21 protein-coding genes are annotated in these 18,095 nt (G+C 66.4%); 10 read left to right on the plus strand and 11 right to left on the minus strand.

The features are described 5' to 3' along the window. Positions 1 to 7 precede the first annotated feature (7 nt). The 9 genes from uraD to BCEP18194_RS16500 form a co-directional block, all read right to left on the minus strand. The gene (uraD, locus tag BCEP18194_RS16460) at positions 8 to 529 is read right to left on the minus strand and encodes a 2-oxo-4-hydroxy-4-carboxy-5-ureidoimidazoline decarboxylase (RefSeq protein ID WP_011352410.1); all 522 of its coding nucleotides are present in this window, start codon (positions 527 to 529) and stop codon (positions 8 to 10) included. After that, positions 526 to 1,479 (minus strand): allantoinase PuuE, encoded by a 954-nt coding sequence (gene puuE, locus BCEP18194_RS16465; RefSeq protein ID WP_041492879.1) that lies wholly within the window; start codon positions 1,477 to 1,479, stop codon positions 526 to 528. Before puuE ends, uraD begins: the two co-directional genes overlap by 4 nt. Before the next feature lie 148 nt (positions 1,480 to 1,627). Beyond that, positions 1,628 to 2,419 (minus strand): aspartate/glutamate racemase family protein, encoded by a 792-nt coding sequence (locus tag BCEP18194_RS16470; RefSeq protein WP_011352412.1) that lies wholly within the window; start codon positions 2,417 to 2,419, stop codon positions 1,628 to 1,630. A 10-nt stretch (positions 2,420 to 2,429) separates the two neighbouring features. Continuing rightward, positions 2,430 to 3,914, minus strand: a complete 1,485-nt coding sequence (locus BCEP18194_RS16475) for an NCS1 family nucleobase:cation symporter-1 (RefSeq protein ID WP_011352413.1) — start codon at positions 3,912 to 3,914, stop codon at positions 2,430 to 2,432. Positions 3,915 to 4,064: 150 nt separating this feature from the next. Continuing rightward, a complete protein-coding gene (locus tag BCEP18194_RS16480; RefSeq protein WP_011352414.1) occupies positions 4,065 to 4,769 on the minus strand; it encodes a GntR family transcriptional regulator in 705 nt (234 codons plus the stop codon). Between the two features lie 307 nt (positions 4,770 to 5,076). Continuing rightward, positions 5,077 to 6,015: a muramoyltetrapeptide carboxypeptidase gene (gene ldcA, locus BCEP18194_RS16485; protein WP_011352415.1), complete on the minus strand. Its 939-nt coding sequence runs from the start codon at positions 6,013 to 6,015 to the stop codon at positions 5,077 to 5,079. Between the two features lie 111 nt (positions 6,016 to 6,126). Next, positions 6,127 to 6,723 (minus strand): tRNA adenosine(34) deaminase TadA, encoded by a 597-nt coding sequence (gene tadA, locus BCEP18194_RS16490; protein ID WP_041492880.1) that lies wholly within the window; start codon positions 6,721 to 6,723, stop codon positions 6,127 to 6,129. Next, on the minus strand, positions 6,720 to 7,121 hold the full coding sequence (locus BCEP18194_RS16495) for a DnaJ family domain-containing protein (protein WP_006478536.1): 402 nt from the start codon (positions 7,119 to 7,121) through the stop codon (positions 6,720 to 6,722). Before BCEP18194_RS16495 ends, tadA begins: the two co-directional genes overlap by 4 nt. Before the next feature lie 279 nt (positions 7,122 to 7,400). Further along, positions 7,401 to 8,627, minus strand: a complete 1,227-nt coding sequence (locus BCEP18194_RS16500) for an MFS transporter (RefSeq protein WP_011352417.1) — start codon at positions 8,625 to 8,627, stop codon at positions 7,401 to 7,403. A gap of 323 nt (positions 8,628 to 8,950) precedes the next feature. Here BCEP18194_RS16500 and BCEP18194_RS16505 point away from each other — a divergent pair, with 323 nt between their 5' ends. The 8 genes from BCEP18194_RS16505 (at position 8,951) to BCEP18194_RS16540 (ending at position 15,127) form a co-directional block, all read left to right on the plus strand. Further along, positions 8,951 to 9,721 carry a GntR family transcriptional regulator gene (locus BCEP18194_RS16505; protein ID WP_011352418.1) on the plus strand — a complete coding sequence of 257 codons (771 nt, stop codon included), beginning with the start codon at positions 8,951 to 8,953 and terminating at the stop codon, positions 9,719 to 9,721. Then, positions 9,718 to 11,457, plus strand: a complete 1,740-nt coding sequence (locus BCEP18194_RS16510) for a fumarate reductase/succinate dehydrogenase flavoprotein subunit (protein ID WP_011352419.1) — start codon at positions 9,718 to 9,720, stop codon at positions 11,455 to 11,457. The genes BCEP18194_RS16505 and BCEP18194_RS16510 overlap by 4 nt, the downstream gene beginning before the upstream one ends. Before the next feature lie 10 nt (positions 11,458 to 11,467). After that, positions 11,468 to 11,713, plus strand: a complete 246-nt coding sequence (locus BCEP18194_RS16515; protein ID WP_011352420.1) for a 4Fe-4S dicluster domain-containing protein — start codon at positions 11,468 to 11,470, stop codon at positions 11,711 to 11,713. Between the two features lie 31 nt (positions 11,714 to 11,744). After that, positions 11,745 to 12,740, plus strand: coding sequence for a HEAT repeat domain-containing protein (locus BCEP18194_RS16520; RefSeq protein ID WP_011352421.1), 996 nt, complete (start codon positions 11,745 to 11,747; stop codon positions 12,738 to 12,740). After that, entirely contained in the window at positions 12,737 to 13,024 is a 288-nt protein-coding gene (locus tag BCEP18194_RS16525; protein WP_011352422.1) for a gamma-butyrobetaine hydroxylase-like domain-containing protein, read from the plus strand. The genes BCEP18194_RS16520 and BCEP18194_RS16525 overlap by 4 nt, the downstream gene beginning before the upstream one ends. A 97-nt stretch (positions 13,025 to 13,121) precedes the next feature. After that, complete coding sequence (locus BCEP18194_RS16530) at positions 13,122 to 14,006, plus strand: NAD(P)-dependent oxidoreductase (RefSeq protein WP_011352423.1); 885 nt, start codon at positions 13,122 to 13,124, stop codon at positions 14,004 to 14,006. Positions 14,007 to 14,057: 51 nt separating this feature from the next. Continuing rightward, on the plus strand, positions 14,058 to 14,549 hold the full coding sequence (locus tag BCEP18194_RS16535; protein WP_011352424.1) for an NUDIX hydrolase: 492 nt from the start codon (positions 14,058 to 14,060) through the stop codon (positions 14,547 to 14,549). A 113-nt stretch (positions 14,550 to 14,662) separates the two neighbouring features. Further along, complete coding sequence (locus BCEP18194_RS16540) at positions 14,663 to 15,127, plus strand: acetyltransferase (RefSeq protein ID WP_041492881.1); 465 nt, start codon at positions 14,663 to 14,665, stop codon at positions 15,125 to 15,127. Between the two features lie 127 nt (positions 15,128 to 15,254). On the opposite strand, the gene BCEP18194_RS16545 is transcribed toward BCEP18194_RS16540, so the two are convergent. After that, positions 15,255 to 15,809 carry a TetR/AcrR family transcriptional regulator gene (locus BCEP18194_RS16545; protein WP_041493093.1) on the minus strand — a complete coding sequence of 185 codons (555 nt, stop codon included), beginning with the start codon at positions 15,807 to 15,809 and terminating at the stop codon, positions 15,255 to 15,257. Between the two features lie 92 nt (positions 15,810 to 15,901). Between BCEP18194_RS16545 and BCEP18194_RS16550 the strand changes: the two genes are divergently transcribed. Together BCEP18194_RS16550 and BCEP18194_RS16555 are read left to right on the plus strand one after the other, a co-directional pair. After that, a complete protein-coding gene (locus tag BCEP18194_RS16550; RefSeq protein ID WP_011352427.1) occupies positions 15,902 to 16,567 on the plus strand; it encodes a DJ-1/PfpI family protein in 666 nt (221 codons plus the stop codon). 234 nt (positions 16,568 to 16,801) lie between these two features. Beyond that, on the plus strand, positions 16,802 to 17,419 hold the full coding sequence (locus BCEP18194_RS16555; RefSeq protein WP_011352428.1) for a 3'-5' exonuclease: 618 nt from the start codon (positions 16,802 to 16,804) through the stop codon (positions 17,417 to 17,419). Positions 17,420 to 17,574: 155 nt separating this feature from the next. Here the strand turns inward: BCEP18194_RS16555 and BCEP18194_RS16560 are convergent, their stop codons facing one another. Next, on the minus strand, positions 17,575 to 17,868 hold the full coding sequence (locus BCEP18194_RS16560) for a hypothetical protein (protein ID WP_041492882.1): 294 nt from the start codon (positions 17,866 to 17,868) through the stop codon (positions 17,575 to 17,577). Positions 17,869 to 18,095: the final 227 nt, after the last annotated feature.

Here is an 18,095-nt window from a genome sequence, read left to right on the forward strand (position 1 = left end):
TGCGGTGTCAGGCGTCGATCAGGTCGTCGAGGCGGAAGCGCGCGATCCGGTAGATCTGGTCGAGGCTCGCCCGCAGTTCCTCCGTGCGCGAATGATTCACGCGCGACTCGAAGTTCGCGATGATGCCGTGCCGGTCGTAGCCGCGCACCGCGAGGATGAACGGGAAGCCGAACTTCTCGCGATACGTGCGGTTCAGCGTCAGCAGCTTGTCGAACTCTTCCTGCGTGCACTGGTCGAGGCCCGCGCCGCTCTGCTCGCGCGTCGACTCGGCGGTCAGCTCGCCACGCACGGCAGCCTTGCCGGCCAGCTCCGGGTGAGCGTTGATCAGCGCGAGCTGGCGCACTTCGCCGCCCGTCTCGACCGCACCCGACATCGTCTTGTGCAGCGCGTCGATACTCGCGAACGGCCGCTCGCCCGCGGCGACTTCGGCCACCCACGGCGAATGTTCGAAGATCCCCGACAATGCCGCGACAAATGCGCTCGGCGCCATCGTGTTCAGTTGTTCCAACGTGTAGCGCATCGCCTTCATGCTTTCCCTTCGTTTCGATGATTGGGCTGATACGGATGATGTTCACGCCAGTGACGCGCGATATCGACACGGCGCGTCACCCATACGCGATCGTGCTTCTCGATGTGATCGAGGAAACGCTGCAGCCCGCGGAACCGGCCCGGCCGGCCGAGCAACCGGCAGTGCATGCCGATCGACAGCATCTTCGGCGCTTCGTCGCCTTCCGCGTACAGCACGTCGAATGCGTCGCGCAGGTAGTCGAAGAAGTGATCGCCGGTGTTGAAGCCCTGCGGCGTCGCGAAGCGCATGTCGTTCGTGTCGAGCGTGTACGGCACGATCAGCTGCGGCGATTTCTTGCCGCCGGAGACTTCGACGTCCATCCAGAACGGCAGGTCGTCGCCGTAGTTGTCGGAGTCGTACAGGAAACCGCCGTATTCCGCGACGAGGCGGTGCGTATTGGGGCTGTCGCGGCCGGTGTACCAGCCGAGCGGGCGCTCGCCCGTCACACGCTCGATCGCTTCCATCCCGAGGCGCATGTGCTCGGCCTCGAGCTCCGGCGTCATGCTCTGGTAGTGGATCCAGCGCCAGCCGTGGCACGCGATTTCATGGCCCAGCTCGACGAATGCGCGCGCGAGCTCCGGGTGGCGTTCGATTGCCATGCCGACGCCGAATACCGTCAGCGGCATCCCGCGCTTCTCGAATTCGCGCAGGATGCGCCACACGCCGGCCCGCGAACCGTATTCGTAGATCGACTCCATGCTCATGTGGCGGTCGGGATACGCGGCCGCGCCGACGATTTCCGACAGGAACTGCTCGGAGCCCGGATCGCCATGCAGCACGCAGTTCTCACCGCCCTCCTCGTAGTTCAGCACGAATTGCACGGCGACGCGGGCACGCCCCGGCCAGTTCGCCTGAACGGGATGGCGGCCGTAGCCGATCAGGTCGCGAGGATAGTTGGGATCGAGTGACATGGTTCGAAGTGCGGCGAAAGCTCGCTGAAATAATGGGTTCGCATCGACTGCGCGGGTGCCGGAGGCCGGCTGCGCAAGCCGATGCGATGACGGCCCAGTGTAGCGAAAACGTTCATACGCGCCCATACAGCGACGCAGATAGTGCGTGTCAGACGGTGTGTATGTGCGGTTGCGGCAAATTCGGGACCGGTTCCGCCTCATCCCCGTCCGGCGGGCTGAAGCGGGCGAACGCGCCGTCGTAGCGCTTCGGCAGCGGCCGCGCGTAGTCGCCGCGCTTCGCGGTCGCGAGGCGCAGCGCGACGAGCGCCTCGGCCCATTTGACGGCCGCGGTGACGCCCTCGACCACCGGCGCGCCGATCTGCTGCTCGATCTCGTGCGCGAACTCGGCCATCCCCGCACAACCAAGCACGATCGCGTCGGCGCCGTCCTCGTCGAGCGCGCGCCGGCATTCGTCGACGATGATCCGGCGCGCGGCCGAGCCCGGCCGGTCGAGCTCGAGCACCGCGACGTCGGTCGCGCGCACGTTGCGGCAGAACCGCTTCATCCCGTAGCGCTCGGCGAGGTGCCATGCCATCCCGCAGGTGCGCGCGAGCGTCGTGACGACCGAGAAGCCCGGCGCGAGCACGCTCGCCGCATGCATCGCGGCCTCGGCGATGCCGATCACCGGCCCGCGTGCGAGCTCGCGCGCCGCGTAGAGGCCGGGATCGCCGAAGCACGCGATCACGTACGCGTCGCAGCCGTCGCGCTCGCCCTGCACGATCTCGGCGAGCAGCCCCGGCGTCGCGAGCGCCTCGTCGTAATACCCTTCGATCGACGGCGGCCCCATCGGCGGGCTCACCGCCACGATTTCCGTGCCGGCGGCCGCGACCTCGCGCGCGCAGCGGCCCATCGCGTCGGTCATCCGCTGCGTCGTATTCGGATTGATCAGTCGAATCTTCATCGCACGCTCCTCAGGCCTTCGTGCTCACGAGCAGCCGGTAGAAGACGAAGCCGAGCCCCGCGCCGATGAACCACGAGAAGTTCGCGACGCCCTGCCAGCCCGGCATCATCACGCAGACGATCGCGATCACCGCGGCCGGCAACAGCGCGGCAAGCGCGCGGCGGTTCACGCCGCCCGTGTACCAGTACGTGCCGCTTTCCGACATCGTGTACAGGTCGTCGCGCACGAGCCGGCCGCGCTTGACGAGGTAGAAGTCGGCGATCAGCACGCCGTACAGCGGGCCGATGAACGCGCCGAGCACGTCGAGCGTGTAGTGGATCACAGCCGGATTGTTGAACAGGTTCCACGGCGTGATGAAGATCGACGCGACGGCCGCGAGCATCCCGCCCGCGCGCCAGCTGATCAGGCGCGGTGCGACGTTCGAGAAGTCGAACGCGGGCGACACGAAGTTCGCGACGATGTTGATGCCGATCGTCGCGATCGTGAACGTCAGCGCGCCGAGGATCACCGCGGTCGGATGGTCGATGCGGCCGACCGTCTCGACCGGATCGGTGATGAGTTCGCCGAACACCGGCAACGTCGCGGCCGTCGTGATCACCGTGACGAGCGAGAACGCGAGGAAGTTGACCGGCAGCCCCCAGAAATTGCCGCGCTTCACTTCGCCGAACGAGCGGCAGTAGCGCGAGAAATCGCCGAAATTCAGCATCGGCCCGGAGAAGTACGACACGACTAGCGACACGGCCGTGATCATCACCGGAATCACTTCCGCGCCGTGGTATTTCACGCCGCCGAGGTTGATGCCGATGTTGCGCCAGCCCGCGCGCCACACCATGTAGCCGGCGAGGATGAACATCACGACGTAGACGGCCGGCCCCGCGAAGTCGATGAACTTCTTGATCGTCTCCATCCCGTTCCAGAACACGAGCGCCTGGAGCACCCACAGCAGCATGAAGCCGGCCCAGCCGACCGCCGACAGCCCGAGGAAGCCGTAGCGATGCACGTCCGCGTAAGGCAGCCATTGCGGGAAGAATTTCAGCACGACGATCACGAGCGCGCTCGATGCGAGATAGGTCTGGATGCCGTACCACGCAATCGCGATCAGCCCGCGGATCACGGCCGGTACGTTCGCACCGAGCACGCCGAACGTCGCGCGGCACGCAACCGGATACGGCACGCCGACCTGCTGGCTCGGCCGCGCGATCAGGTTGCACAGCAGGTTCACAAAGCCGATCCCGACGATCAGCGCGATCAGCACCTGCCAGCTCGTCAGCCCGAGCGCGAACAGGCTGCCCGCGAACACGTAGCCACCGACGCTGTGCACGTCCGACATCCAGAACGCGAAGATATTGTATGAACCCCAAGTCTGATTTTTCAGGGGTGCCAAATCTTCGTTGTACAGACGTTCGCTATAACCATTCGGCAGTGCCGGGTCGCCGCCCTCGCCGCCTTCTTCTGCCGGATAGGCGCTGTCGTGCGCCACACTGAACTGAGCCATGACTTCTCCTTGACGCGGCCGGGCGGCCGCTCCACCGTCATCGATATCGCTCCGGATCGACGCCCGGAGTCGGACCAGCGGCCCGCGGCAAACGCCGCGGGCCTGCATTTCGCTCGTTCTTGTGGCGCGCGGCCGGGTTCGCGTCGCCGCTCAGGCGCCGCCGAACACTTCGCGCAAATCGACCTGCCCTTGTGCGGGCCGGTCCAGCATCTTCAGTTCGACATGCTGCAGGTGGTGCGCCATCAGCGTCACCGCCCGCTTCGGATCGCCCGCCTCCAGCGCGCCGAGGATCTCGTCGTGGTCGTCGCACGAGCACGGGCTGCGGCCGTGCGACTCGTACAGCGCGGACATCAGCGTCGAGCGTGCGACGAGCCCGTCGAGGCACTCGCTGAGCGTCGCATTGCCCATCAGCGTGGCGAGCGTCGTATGGAATTCGCCCGACAGGCGGATCCAGGCCGCGAAGTCCTGCCGCTGGAACGCCTTGCGTTCCTTCTCGATCAGCGAGGCGACGCCCTTCAGCCGCTTCGCGCCGGGCCCGGTCGCGAGCCGCTCAACCACGGCGAGCTCGATGATCCGGCGCATCTCGAACACCTCGTGCACGTCCTGCAGCGTCGGACTCGCGACGAACGCGCCACGGTTCGGCTCGAGATCGACGAGCTTGTCGGTCGCGAGCTGCGCGAGCGCCTGGCGGATCGCCCCGCGCTTCACATTGAACACGTCGCAGAGCTGCGCCTCCGTCAGCTTCGCGCCCGGCGCGAGCCGATGCTCGAGGATCGCCGTGCGGATCCGCTCGGCGATCGCTTCGGGGCTGGCTGCACCGGACGGGTGGGATTCGGGCTCGTTCATGATCGGCATCGTGTGATGATCCTCATCCTAGGGCGGACATAAAGATTGTCAACAATTCTTTTCCGGTATTGCGCACAATCGGCGTGCATCGATGCGACCCCGTTCGGTGCACGATGCGTCGAATCCATGCATGACAAGGCTGAGGCGTATGGCTGAGGCCATTCTCGTCGTATACCCTCCCGGCCATTTTGTTGACAAAACTGGTGCAAGATCTGGCGCAGACCCTGTTTGCGTCGACAAAAAATATAGACCGTTAGTTGCGTGTTTACATAAAGAAAAAGGCGGGAAACCCGCCTTTCGACCGACTGCGTCAGCCTCATCCGAGGTGCGGATAGTCCGACAAAGTGAGGCGGAAACCATGCGCGTTCGCGACCAGTTGCGCCTGCGCGCCGAACGGCAGCGTCAGCAGATCGGGCACGTGGCCGAACTGGAGCCCCGTCACGACCGGGATGCCGACCACCTCACGCACCTGGTCGATCATCGCCTGCATGTCGTAGCCGTTGTCGTACTCGAACGGCCGCGCGCCGGTGAACTGGCCGAGCACGAGCGCCTGCTGGCGCGCGAGCAGCCCCGACAGGTGCAGTTGGTAGATCATCCGTTCGATCCGGAACGGCTGCTCGTTCACGTCCTCGATGAACAGGATGCCGCCTTCGATGTCGGGCATGTACGGCGTGCCGACCAGCGACGTGAGGATCGCCAGGTTGCCGCCCCACAGCGTGCCCGTCACGTTCACGCTCTGCACTTGCGGCGCTTCGGCGATGATCGTCGTGCTCGGCTGCGTCAGCGTCTGCCAGAAGTGCTGCATCGTGAAATCGCTCGGCGTTTCCGCGCCGAAGTCGGCGGACAGCATCGGGCCGCCGAACGTCTTGATGCGCGCCTTCGCGTACAGCGCGAGCTGGAGCGCCGTGAAGTCGCTGTGGCCGACGAGCGCGACCGGCTGGTCGCGGAGCCTGCGCTCGAGCCCGCGATAGTCGAGCCCGTGCAGGATGCGCGCGGCGCCGTAGCCGCCGCGCACCGCGAGCGCGATGTCCGGCAGCGGCCGCTCGGGATCGGCAAGGCGGTTCAGGTCGCCTGCCCGCTCGCCGTCGGTGCCGCCGAACCGCTGGAAGCGCCGCTGCGTCGCTTCGATGTTCTCGATGCGGTGCTGTGCGGTGCTGAGGCGTTCGAGCGCGCGATTGATTGCGTCCGGGTCGTGCGGATAGCCGGACGGCGCAAGCAGGCGGATGGTGTAGGACGCAGCGGGCTGGAAGGACATGGCGAAGAGAGGTGTCGGGTCGTCAAACCTGCTTAGAGGGTCCGAACCGTCTCCGGTTCACGGAACCGTGCGCGCCCCGCTCGCACCGTGCGACGGGCGCGGCGGACGCGCCTATGACGCGCCGGATTCGGCGTCGCGGGCGAGCCGCGCTTCGCGCAGCGCGCGACGACGCTCGGCGAAGAACGACTTCAGCGCGGCGCCGCACTCGTCGGCGAGCACGCCGCCGGTCACTTCGGTATGGTGGTTCAGTTGCGGATTCGCGAACGCGTCGATCACGCTGCCGCACGCGCCCGTCTTCGGATCGGCGGCACCGTAGACGACCCGTGCGATGCGTGCATGCATGATCGCGCCCGCGCACATCAGGCACGGCTCGAGCGTCACGTACAGCTCGCAGCCGGGCATCCGGTAATTCTGCAGATGCTGCGCGGCCATGCGCAGCGCGGCCATTTCCGCATGGGCCGACGGGTCGTGCCCGCCGATCGGATGGTTGAAGCCGCGTGCGATCACTTCGTCGCCACGCACGAGCACCGCCCCGACCGGCACTTCGCCGGCCGCGCGCGCCTCTTCGGCGGCAGCCTGCGCAAGACGCATGAAATGCAGGTCGCGCGCCGATACGGGCGCGGCTTCGGGAACCGGGGAATCGGCGGCGGATTCGGCCGCCGGGGCGGCTGCCGACCGGGCTGCGTCGTGCAGCGCGTCGGACGTCACATCGGCCCCGCTTCGGCGGACGCTTCGTCGAGCCCGCGCTCGCACAGCCGCTCCGCGATGCGCCGGCAGTAGTCGCGCGGCATCACCATCGGGCCGCCGCGCAGCGATTCGAGCGCCATGTCGAGTGCGAGGATCTTTGCCTGCAGCCGGCACCGCGCGGCACGGTCGCTGACCGCCTGCACTTCGTCATGCAAGTTGCGCAGCGCGCGCAATTGCTCGACGGCCGGCGGCACGAAGCCCGCATTCTTCAGGATACGGTTGGCCACCCGCACCTCCTCGGGCACGAGCAGGTCGTCATCCAGCGCCTGCGGCGCGCCGGTACCCGGCAAATCGTCGAACTCGCCCCGCGCGGCGGCGGCGGCAATACGTTGTTCGACCAGGGCGTCAAGCAATCTCATCAGTCAATCGGAACAATGCGGCAGGCCGAATTCTAGCAGGGTGACGCGGGTATGACAGGCCCTTCGAATATATGCTCGATATTGCGTTTTTTAGGGGCCGAATCGCGACGCATGCGTGCCGATCGGTCTCATTTGCCGCTCTGCTGCGCCGCAGCGGGCTGCGGGCCGTTCGGACACCACCTAACGCGCACGGTGTCGGGCCCTGTTTTTTTCTTCTGCAGCGCGGACCAAACCGCGCCGATCCGGTGAAACGGAAGCCGCCCCACCTCCGTCGCCGGGTCACGCGGTCACCGTTTCCGGTCGCGCTTTCGCGAACGGGCGGAACATCGTCGCCATCAGGAACGCGCCTACGCCGATCGCGAACGAACCGACATACAGCCAGCCGTAGCTGCCGAACGTATCGACGATCAGGCCGCCGGCCACAGGGCCCGCAGCCATCCCGAGGCTGCCGGCCATCGCGCAGCCGCCGATCACGGTGCCCATCATCCGCAGCGGGAAGTTCTCGCGCGCCAGCACCGAATACAGCGGCATCACGCCCGCGTAGATGAAGCCGAACACGACCGCGACCGCGTAGAACCCGTCGAGCGTGCGCACGAAGTCATACCCGAGCGCACCGAGCGCCTGCGCGAACAGCCCGGCCACCAGCATGCGCTTCGCGCCGATGCGGTCGCCCAGGATCCCGAACGCGATCCGGCCGCCCATGCCGGCAAGCCCTTCGACGCTGTAGATCGACACCGCGACGATCAACGGGATTCCGCACGTCACCGCGTAGCTGACCGTATGGAAGATCGGGCCCGAATGCGTGGCGCAGCAGAAGAAGTTGGTCAGCAGCAGCACGATGAACTGCGGCGAGCGCAGCGCATCCGCGACCGACATCGACATCGCCGCAGGCTCGCCGGCGGGCGCCGATACCGCTGGAGCCGCATGCGCGCCTTCTAGCGCGGGTGCCCGGCGCACCAGCAGCGACACCGGGATCATCACGGCGGCCGCCAGCGCCGCAATCAGCAGCATCGACGTGCGCCAGTCGCGCACCGACACGAGCCATGCGGCCAGCGGGGCCATCGTCATCGGCGCCATCCCCATGCCGGCCGACACGAGCGACACCGCGAGGCTGCGGTGCGTGTCGAACCAGCCCGTCACGCAGGCCATCATCGGCGCGAATATCGCAGCCGTCGCGCCGCCGACGGCGAGGCCGAACGTGAGCTGGAACGCGAGCAGCGACGGCGCGCGGCTCGCCAACGCCAGGCTCGCCGACAGCAGGACGGCACCCGTGATGACGACCGGACGCGTGCCGATGCGGTCCGACAGGCTGCCCCACGCCATGCTCGCAAAGGCCATCGCGATGAAGCCGACCGTCATCGCGCCGGAAATGCCGGTCATCGACCAGCCCGTGTCGCGCGCGATCGCACGCAGGAACACCGGCAACGAAAACATCGCGCCGATCGCGATGCAGCCCATCAGGCCGCCCGCGGCGACGATGACCCAGCGGTATCGGGAATCCGGCATGGGGTGCCTCCTTGTCGTGACGGCAATCCTCGGGAACCGGGTGCCACGTGCGTGGCGCAATACCCGGTCGACATGGATACGACGGGCGACGCATCGAGAAATCGACATGCGCGACGCACGCGCCGCTGCAATTTTCATTGTCCGCCGATCCGCTCTGCCCGCAACAGGCGGATCGGGCCGACACCCCATGCCGGATCGTTCGTTCGGTCTGCCCCTTGTCGCCGCGCTTTTCCGGAATCGGAAAGTCGAAATCAGAAATAGTTGGTTGGGGCGTGCAATCGCGCTCACTACACTCGAGCGATCTTGTCATAACAAGTTGATCGATGACCTCCCCCAACATCGTGCCGCTGTCGGCGGCCCCACTCTACGTGCAGATCAAGGACACGCTGCGCGCGCGCATTCTCGACGGCACCCATGCGCCGCACAGCCGGATGCCGTCCGAGCACGAACTCTGCGCGATGTTCGACGTCAGTCGCATCACGGTGCGCCAGGCGCTCGGCGATCTGCAGAAGGAAGGACTGCTGTTCAAGCTGCACGGCAAGGGCACCTTCGTGTCGAAGCCGAAGGCATTCCAGAACGTGACGTCGCTGCAGGGCTTCGCCGAGGCGATGTCGTCGATGGGCTACGAGATCGTCAACCAGGTGCGCAGCTTCCGCACCGTCAAGGCCGATCGCCATCTCGCGACGAAGCTGAACGTGCCCGAAGGTGCGCCGCTCGTCGAAATTCATCGCGTGCGGCTGCTGAATCGCGAGCCCGTGTCGCTCGAACAGACGTGGGTGCCCGAAGCCGTCGGCAAGCGTCTCGCGGGCGCCGATCTCGCGACCCGCGACATTTTCCTGGTTCTGGAAAACGACTGCGGCATCCCGCTCGGTCATGCCGATGTGTCGATCGACGCGATCCTCGCCGACGACGAAATCGTCGATGCGCTGCACGTCGAGGAAAGCAGCCCCGTGCTGCGCATCGAGCGCCTCACGCACGACGCGTCGGGCGCACCGATCGACTACGAATACCTCTACTTCCGCGGCGACGCCTTCCAGTACCGGCTGCGCATCGACCGGCAGAAGCCGCGCAAACCTGCAAGGAAACAGCGATGACTACCCATGTGCTCGAATACGACATCGTCGTGGTCGGCGGCGGCACCGCCGGCCCGATGGCGGCGATCAAGGCAAAGGAGCGCGATCCGTCCCTGCGCGTGCTGCTGCTCGAAAAAGCCAACGTGAAGCGCAGCGGCGCGATCTCGATGGGGATGGACGGCCTGAACAACGCGGTGATCCCCGGGCACGCGACGCCCGAGCAGTACACGCGCGAGATCACGATCGCCAACGACGGGATCGTCGACCAGGAAGCCGTGTACGCGTATGCGGCGCACAGCTTCGCGACGATCGAGCAACTCGACCGCTGGGGCGTGAAGTTCGAGAAGGACGGCACCGGCGACTACGCGGTGAAGAAGGTTCATCACATGGGCTCGTACGTGCTGCCGATGCCGGAAGGACACGACATCAAGAAGGTGCTGTACCGGCAGCTGAAGCGCGCACGCATCGCGATCACGAACCGGATCGTCGCGACGCGCGTGCTGACCGACGCGCAAGGCCGCGCGAGCGGCGTGCTCGGCTTCGACTGCCGCACCGCCGAATTCCACGTGATCCGCGCGAAGGCCGTGATTCTCTGCTGCGGCGCGGCCGGCCGCCTCGGGCTACCGGCCTCGGGTTACCTGATGGGCACGTACGAGAACCCGACCAACGCAGGCGACGGTTATGCAATGGCGTATCACGCCGGTGCCGCGCTCGCGAATCTCGAATGCTTCCAGATCAACCCGCTGATCAAGGACTACAACGGCCCCGCGTGCGCGTACGTCACCGGCCCGCTCGGCGGCTTCACCGCGAACGGCAAGGGCGAACGCTTCATCGAATGCGATTACTGGAGCGGCCAGATGATGTGGGAGTTCTACCAGGAACTGCAAAGCGGCAACGGCCCCGTGTTCCTGAAGCTCGACCATCTCGCGGAAGAAACCATCCAGACGATCGAGCAGATCCTCCATACGAACGAGCGGCCGAGCCGTGGCCGCTTCCATGCGGGGCGCGGCACCGACTACCGCAGCCAGATGATCGAGATGCACATCTCCGAGATCGGTTTCTGCAGCGGCCACAGCGCATCGGGCGTGTACGTGAACGCACGCGCGGAGACGACGGTGCCCGGGCTCTACGCGGCCGGCGACATGGCGGCCGTCCCGCACAACTACATGCTCGGCGCATTCACGTACGGCTGGTTTGCCGGGCAGAATGCCGCCGACTACGTGGCCGGCCGAGAGCATGCGCCGGTGGACGACGAACAGGTCGCCGCCGAACGCACGCGCGTGCTCGCGCCGCTGCTGCGCGAGCGCGGCCTGGCACCAGCACAGGTCGAATACAAGCTGCGCCGCATGGTGAACGACTATCTGCAACCGCCGAAGGTGACGCGCAAGATGGAAATCGGGCTGCAACGCTTCGACGCCATTACTGAGGATATCGAAGAGATCAAGGCGAGCCACCCGCACGAACTGATGCGCGCCGCCGAAGTGCGTGCGATTCGCGATTGCGCGGAAATGGCCGCGCGCGCGTCGCTGTTCCGCACCGAGAGCCGCTGGGGGCTGTACCACCATCGCGTCGACTTCCCGCATCGCAACGACGCCGAATGGTTCTGCCACACCTGGCTGCGCAAGGACGCCGACGGTGCGATGCGCAGCGAGAAGCGGCCGGTCGAACCGTACCTCGTGCCGCTTGCCGACGACGATCGCGCCGCCTACACGAATCTGCGCATCCGCGAACCGGCCGCGCTCGCGGCCGCCCTTTGAGGAACCCGCCATGTCCCATACCTCGCACGACATCTTCCAGCGCAGCAGCGCACCCGTCACGATCGACGAGACCCTGTGCATCGCCGACAAGGGCTGCACCGTCTGCGTCGACGTGTGCCCGCTCGACCTGCTTGCGATCGACGTGTCCAAAGGCAAGGCCTATATGCAGTTCGACGAATGCTGGTACTGCATGCCGTGCGAGCGCGATTGCCCGACCGGCGCGGTCAAGGTCGACATCCCTTACCTGCTGCGCTGACCGCGCCCCTCAACGCCCTCTCCCGTCACTCATGACCGATTCCTCCTTCGCTGCCGCGTTGCCCCGCGCACACGCCCCCGACGAAGCCGCACTCGTCGCCCGCCTCGCCGCGCCCGATGCCGCCGTGCGCCGAGTCGCACTGTTCGAACTCGCCGATCTCGAGGACCCCGGGTTCGTGCCCGCTTTCATCGCCGCACTGCGCGACGATCCGTCGGCCGACGTGCGCGGCGAAGCAGCCCGGGTGCTCGGTGCGTGGGAGCAGCCCGACGTCGTCGACGCACTCTGCGGTGCACTGCTCGATCCGGACGACGACGTGCGCACCGCCGCGGCGCAAAGCCTGTCCGAACTGAAGGACACGGCATCGGGCGCGGTGCTGTGTCGATGGGCCGCCCGGCCCGAGCCGATCGTGCGCCGCGCCGTGCTACGCGGATTGCGCGAGTTGCGCGACCCCGATGCGTTCGCGCCCGCGCTGCACGCGCTCGACGCCGAACACGCCGCGGTGCGCGCCGAAGCCGTGGCGGTGCTCGGCTGGCTCAAGGATCCGCGTGCGCTGCCGCCGCTCGCACGCATCGCGACCACCGATGCCGCAGCGGACGTGCGACGACTCGCGGTCGGCGCAATCGGTTTCGCGGCGCCCGACGATGCGCCGACCATCCACGCACTGTTCGTCGCGCTACGCGATCACGAATGGCAGGTGCGCGAGGAAGCGGCCACGACGCTCGGCAAGCTGCGCGTTGCGACCGCACGCGAACCCCTCGTCGCCGCGCTCGACGATGACTACTGGCAAGTGCGCTTGCGTGCCGCACGTGCGCTCGGGCAACTGCGCGATGCGGCTGCGGCGCCTGGCGTCGTCGCGCTGCTGTCGCATGCGATCAGCAACCTGCGCAAGGAGGCCGCGCTTGCGCTCGGTGAATTGCGCGACCGCACGACATTGCCCGCACTCACGCACGCACTGGAAGATCACGATCCGGAAGTACGAAAAGCCGTGCGGATCGCGATCCGGCAAATCGACGAGGCACCGCGATGATCTCCCCGACCGAAATCGTGCTCGATCATCCGGCGCGGACGTTGACACTCAGCTGGCCGGACGGTCACACGCAACGCATCGGCTATGCACAATTGCGCGTTGATTGCCCGTGTGCGGAATGCCGAAAGATCCGGCTCGACGGCGGTCGTGTCGATGCGCGGCCCGACCTGACGCTGGACAGCCTCGAAGCAGCCGGCTACGGCATCCGCGCGGTGTTCGGCGACGGTCATGCCCGCGGCATCTATCCGTGGCCGTATCTGGCGGACATGACGGCACGGCCGTGACGTGGCGCGCGCGGGTGCGCGGACGAAATAGCGGGCGTGCAGAAACGCTGCGATACTGACGCCCACGATCGTCTCCACCCACCGTGGGAGCCAGAACATGCAAACCGCAGTCGGATTCATCGGCCTCGGCGTGATGGGCACGCCGATGGCGCTCAATCTTGCGCGGGCCGGCACGCCGCTCGTCGTGTGGAGCCGGTCGCACGGCAGCGACGATGCACTGCGCGACGCCGGCGCGCGCGTGGCCGAGCACATCGACGACGTGTTCGCGAGCTGCCGCACCGTGATCCTGATGCTCGCGAACGACGCGGCGATCGACGCCGCCCTCGCGCGCGGCACGCCCGGTTTCGCCGCCCGTGTCGGCGGGCACACCATCGTGAACATGGGCACGAACGCCCCCGAGTATTCGCGCGCGCTGGCCGATGACATCGCTGCCGCGTCGGGCCGTTACGTCGAAGCGCCCGTGTCGGGGTCGCGCAAGCCGGCCGAAGCCGGGCAACTCGTCGTGATGCTCGCCGGCGCACCGGACGACGTCGACGCCGTCCGCGCGCTCGTGAAGCCGCTGTGCCGCGACAGCTTCGTGTGCGGCGACGTCCCGTCGGCGCTGACGATGAAGCTCGCCGTGAACCTGTTCCTGATCACGATGGTCACCGGCCTGACCGAAGCCACGCATTTCGCGCAACGCCACGGCATCGATCTCGCCCGTTTCGCCGACGTGCTGAACGCGGGCCCGATGGCGAGCGACGTGTCGCGTGTGAAGCTCGGCAAACTCGTCACCGCGGATTTTTCCGTGCAGGCCGCGATCACCGACGTGCTGAAAAATGCACGCCTCGTCGCCGAAGCCGCGCGCGGCATCGGCATCGCGTCACCGCTGCTCGACATCTGCCATGCGCTGTACGGCGAGACCGAGCGGGCCGGACATGGCGCGGACGACATGGTCGCCGTGATCCGCGCGATCGAGCAGCGCACCGACGACGCGCGATGAATCGTCGCCGGCCATCCCACTCACTCGAACGCACCCGCGCGTAGATCCATCATGTCCGATTCGCCCCGCCCACCGACCGACGTCACCGCTTCCGTCCGCCCGGTTCCCGCCGTGATCGGCATCGTCCTGCGGGAACGCGACGTGCTGCTGGTACGCCGCGCCAATCCGCCCGATGCGGGCTGCTGGGGCTTTCCTGGCGGCAAGATCGAAGCGGGGGAATCGATTGCGAACGCGGTCGTACGCGAGATCGCCGAAGAAACCACCGTCGACGTCGAAGCGCTCGACGCCTTTACCGCGCTGGATGCGTTCGATTACGATGCCGGCGGCGACGTGCGTCAGCATTTCGTCATGGTCGCGGTGCTGTGCCGATGGTTGCGCGGCACGCCTGCTGCCGGCGACGATGCGCTCGACGCGCGCTGGTTCGATCTCGCCGAGCTCGATCGCGATGATTTGCCGATGAGCGCAGGCGTTCGCGATGTCGCACGACGCGCGATCGAGCGTGCGGCGGACCTTGGCGACGCGCGGCGTCCGGCCAGTTCCTGAATACCCGAAACGCCACCGTCTTTCTCGCAGCCCTTGCGAGCAGCCCGATCGGGGCCATGACGGCGTCGGCTACCCGCCGAACTTTCCATTACAAATCAAAGACGGGCCAATCCATGATCAGAATTCGCAAGTCCACCCAGGCCGACGGCGCACGCGTGCTGGATATCTGGCGCAACGCGGTCGACGCCACGCACCACTTCCTGAGCGACGACGACCGTCGCGCGATCGAATCCGAAGTCGTCGCGTTCCTGCCTGGTGCACCGCTCGATCTCGCCGTCGACGATACCGACCGCGCGATCGGCTTCATGCTGCTCGACGGCAGTCACATGGAAGCCTTGTTCGTCGATCCCGCTTACCACGGCGCGGGTGTCGGGCGCCTGCTCGTGGAAGAGGCACTCGAGCGTCACCCCGACCTGTCGACCGACGTGAACGAACAGAACGAATCGGCAGCGGGATTCTATGAGCGGCTCGGCTTCGAGCGCACCGGGCGATCGGCGCTCGATGGACAAGGGCGCGCCTATCCGCTGATTCACCTGCGCTATCGCGCTGCGCCGCCGTCGTCGCCGCAGCACGCATGACCGTCGCCGGCGCGGGGTATCGCGCCGCGCTCCACGTCATGCGCACCGGGCACGCGAACTCGGCTGCCTGATACCGGGCCCGCTCCACGCATGCAGCATGCACACCGGTACGCGGCCACGTGACACGTCATGTGCGACGCATCGGCAGCACACGTTCGGCCATTGCAACCGCGCGCTGCATGAAGCCGTTGAACCGGCCGGCGTCGCGCCGCAGCCCGGCCTGTTGTCCGCCGATCAGGCACAAGTGCACGGCCTGCCCGACGATCTCCGCCTCGCCCGACGTGCGCACCAGCCGGCGCGACGTCTCGATCGCAAATGCGAGCCGCGCCGCGTCGACACGCTGCTGGAATTCCGCGACGAGCGGATCGTGCAGCGCCCACGCGCGGATCGCGATTTCACGCCCGGGCCGCTTCTCGGCCGCAATGCGCAGATAGCGCGCCAGCGTGTCGCCGGCACCGCGGCCGCCCGCCGCATACGCAAGCATGCGCGCGGTGTAGTCGTCTTCCCACGCGGTCAGCAAGGTCGTGACGAAGTCCTCGCGATTGCGGAAGTGGTGATAGAACGATCCGCGGGTCACGTTCAGCCGTCGCGCGAGACTCTCGGCCGAAATACCCGCATACCCTTCCCCGTCGAGGGCGTCGAAGCCCGCTGCAATCCAGTCGTTTCGCGTCAGTGTGCTCATCGTCATCGCCATACAGGCTGTGTATGGTGCGGCATGGACAGATAGGCTGCGGACTCTATCACGGCCGCCGCTTCCGCTGCGCGCCACTACGCATGGAGTCCACCTTGAAAGACATCGCGCTCGTCGCATTCGACCGCTTCACAGACATCGACCTGTTCCTGATGTGGGACATTCTCGGCCGCAACAACCGGGACTGGCGCGTCCGGATTCTGGGCGCACAACCGGTGCTGCATTCCGCCCATGGCCTGGCCATCCCGACGCACGGTCCGCTCGCCGACGCCAATCACGCCGACGCTGTCCTCTTTTCGAGCGGCAAGGAAGGCGTCCCGGCCGCACTCGCCGATCCGGATTTCCTGCCGTCGTTCGATCTCGATCCCGAACGCCAGCTTGTCGGGTCGATCTGCGGCGGGGCCTTCATTCTCGAGCGGCTCGGGCTGCTGCCGCAGCGCCGCGCCACGACGCATCCCGACGCGCGGAAGGGTTTGCAGGCACTCGAGCTGGACGTGCCGGAGCAGCCGCTGGTGTGCCACGGCAACGTCGCGACCGCGGGCGGGTGCCTTGCGTCGGTCTATCTGACAGGATGGCTGGTGGAATCGCTGTTCGACGCGGCCAAGCGCCGCGAGACGCTGCTGCCCGTGCTGCCTGCCGGGCAACGGGCGATTTACGAAGATCTGATCGAGTTCAGCATCAGGCAGGGTGCGGGACAAGCCACCGGTCCGATCCGGATGGTTGAAGGTGAAAACGGGCTTGCGGCGTGACGCGCGGACCCATGCGCGGCCGATAGTCGGCAGCCAGCACCCTGTTGCATCGTCGTGCGTGCTGCCGAGCCTGCGGCGGACCGCGACGTATTCGCGGGCGGCCCGGATCATCGATCGGGCCGGCGTCCGCCGCACGGATGGCCGTTTCCCGGGCTGAACGAGCCTGTCGCGGGCCGGGAGATGCTACCCTCTCGGCCACTCTAACGACACCGCGTGAAGCAACAGGATTCAACCATGCAAACCGTTGCGGTACTGGACTTCGAAACAACCGGACTGTCGCCGAATATGGGCGACCGAGCGACCGAAATCGCCGTCATCCTGCTCCGGGACGGACAAGTCGTCGACCGTTTCCAGAGTCTGATGAATGCAGGCAGACGGATACCGTCGGATGTCGTCGCGCTGACGGGCATCACGAACGAGATGATCGCAGCGGCGCCGCCGGCGTCGAACGTCATGAAGGAAGCCGCGGCGTTCGTCGGCAAGCATGCCGTCGTCGCCCACAACGCTGGTTTCGACAAGCGGTTCTGGCAGTCGGAACTCGGGATTCTCGGCATGTCGGCCGAGCATGCCTTCGCGTGCACGATGCTCGTGGCGCGACGTATCTACCCGGATGCCCAGAGTCACCGCTTGTCGAGCCTGGTGGATATGCTGCGGTTGCCCAAATCGGGCCGTGCGCACCGGGCGATGGTCGATGCCGAGATGGCCGGTCACCTGTGGTGCCGGTTGCAGCACGACATTGCGCGGACTTACGGACTGGATCGCATCGATCACGCGCTCATGACGCGTGTGCAGGCCACGGCCAAGGCAAAAGTGCCGACGTACCTGCGTTCGCTCGTGGGCTCGCACGCGTGAATATCCGAGTCGCGATGGTTCTGACTCGCGCAATCCATTGATGCAAAACGGCTTGGCAACCTGCCAAGCCGTTTGCTTGTCGCGACAGTCTTCCGGTTGATTCCGTCGTGCCCTGCCACCAGGCTGACCAACTGAGTCGCGACTTATTTTTCGTACTATGCAAGGCCGATAAGGAGCACCTTGAGGGCACCGCCATGCTTGAGGTCGCCCAGATAGGCCACGACCTTCTGCTTCTGCCCAAGCGCTGTGAGCGCGTTTCCGATCTGGATCAGCAACGCCGTGTTCGAGGCGTTCACGAAAAACGAATTCCCGCCCTCGTTGTTGAGCATGAAAGGAAGGTTGTCCTGATTGTCCCAATAGCCCAGCTGAATTGACTCAACGTCTACCCGTTTCAAATCGTCCGCCTGCTCCGCGAACTTCTGAATTTCGCTGACATTTTCGTTCGACATGACAATTTCTCCTGCAGTGAGTTGAAAGAAAGCCGAAAACCAGGGTCGTATAGACCGAATCTGGCTTGCGCGCATCACGCATCGATAACGTTCATCACCCTCTCCGCGGTGGCTTGGATCCGCCATCCACGAAGCGTCCTGCCGGGAAGAAATTAGGCTGAGCGCGCGGAGCAATCAATTACACTCGATTACACGCGCGGCGAAATTGGGGAGTGGCAGCACGTCGT

The organism is Burkholderia lata, assembly GCF_000012945.1.
Taxonomy (GTDB): domain Bacteria; phylum Pseudomonadota; class Gammaproteobacteria; order Burkholderiales; family Burkholderiaceae; genus Burkholderia; species Burkholderia lata.

Bases quoted from the DNA above. Each gene is read 5' to 3' on its own strand.
- uraD (WP_011352410.1), bottom strand. From the start codon at position 529: ATGAAGGCGATGCGCTACACGTTGGAACAACTGAACACGATGGCGCCG.
- BCEP18194_RS16470 (WP_011352412.1), bottom strand. From the start codon at position 2,419: ATGAAGATTCGACTGATCAATCCGAATACGACGCAGCGGATGACCGAC.
- BCEP18194_RS16495 (WP_006478536.1), bottom strand. From the start codon at position 7,121: ATGAGATTGCTTGACGCCCTGGTCGAACAACGTATTGCCGCCGCCGCC.
- BCEP18194_RS16480 (WP_011352414.1), bottom strand. From the start codon at position 4,769: ATGCCGATCATGAACGAGCCCGAATCCCACCCGTCCGGTGCAGCCAGC.
- BCEP18194_RS16560 (WP_041492882.1), bottom strand. From the start codon at position 17,868: ATGTCGAACGAAAATGTCAGCGAAATTCAGAAGTTCGCGGAGCAGGCG.
- BCEP18194_RS16555 (WP_011352428.1), top strand. From the start codon at position 16,802: ATGCAAACCGTTGCGGTACTGGACTTCGAAACAACCGGACTGTCGCCG.
- BCEP18194_RS16550 (WP_011352427.1), top strand. From the start codon at position 15,902: ATGGAGTCCACCTTGAAAGACATCGCGCTCGTCGCATTCGACCGCTTC.
- BCEP18194_RS16475 (WP_011352413.1), bottom strand. From the start codon at position 3,914: ATGGCTCAGTTCAGTGTGGCGCACGACAGCGCCTATCCGGCAGAAGAA.
- BCEP18194_RS16500 (WP_011352417.1), bottom strand. From the start codon at position 8,627: ATGCCGGATTCCCGATACCGCTGGGTCATCGTCGCCGCGGGCGGCCTG.
- BCEP18194_RS16505 (WP_011352418.1), top strand. From the start codon at position 8,951: ATGACCTCCCCCAACATCGTGCCGCTGTCGGCGGCCCCACTCTACGTG.
- puuE (WP_041492879.1), bottom strand. From the start codon at position 1,479: ATGTCACTCGATCCCAACTATCCTCGCGACCTGATCGGCTACGGCCGC.
- BCEP18194_RS16525 (WP_011352422.1), top strand. From the start codon at position 12,737: ATGATCTCCCCGACCGAAATCGTGCTCGATCATCCGGCGCGGACGTTG.
- BCEP18194_RS16510 (WP_011352419.1), top strand. From the start codon at position 9,718: ATGACTACCCATGTGCTCGAATACGACATCGTCGTGGTCGGCGGCGGC.
- BCEP18194_RS16545 (WP_041493093.1), bottom strand. From the start codon at position 15,809: ATGAGCACACTGACGCGAAACGACTGGATTGCAGCGGGCTTCGACGCC.
- BCEP18194_RS16535 (WP_011352424.1), top strand. From the start codon at position 14,058: ATGTCCGATTCGCCCCGCCCACCGACCGACGTCACCGCTTCCGTCCGC.
- BCEP18194_RS16515 (WP_011352420.1), top strand. From the start codon at position 11,468: ATGTCCCATACCTCGCACGACATCTTCCAGCGCAGCAGCGCACCCGTC.
- BCEP18194_RS16530 (WP_011352423.1), top strand. From the start codon at position 13,122: ATGCAAACCGCAGTCGGATTCATCGGCCTCGGCGTGATGGGCACGCCG.
- ldcA (WP_011352415.1), bottom strand. From the start codon at position 6,015: ATGTCCTTCCAGCCCGCTGCGTCCTACACCATCCGCCTGCTTGCGCCG.
- BCEP18194_RS16540 (WP_041492881.1), top strand. From the start codon at position 14,663: ATGATCAGAATTCGCAAGTCCACCCAGGCCGACGGCGCACGCGTGCTG.
- BCEP18194_RS16520 (WP_011352421.1), top strand. From the start codon at position 11,745: ATGACCGATTCCTCCTTCGCTGCCGCGTTGCCCCGCGCACACGCCCCC.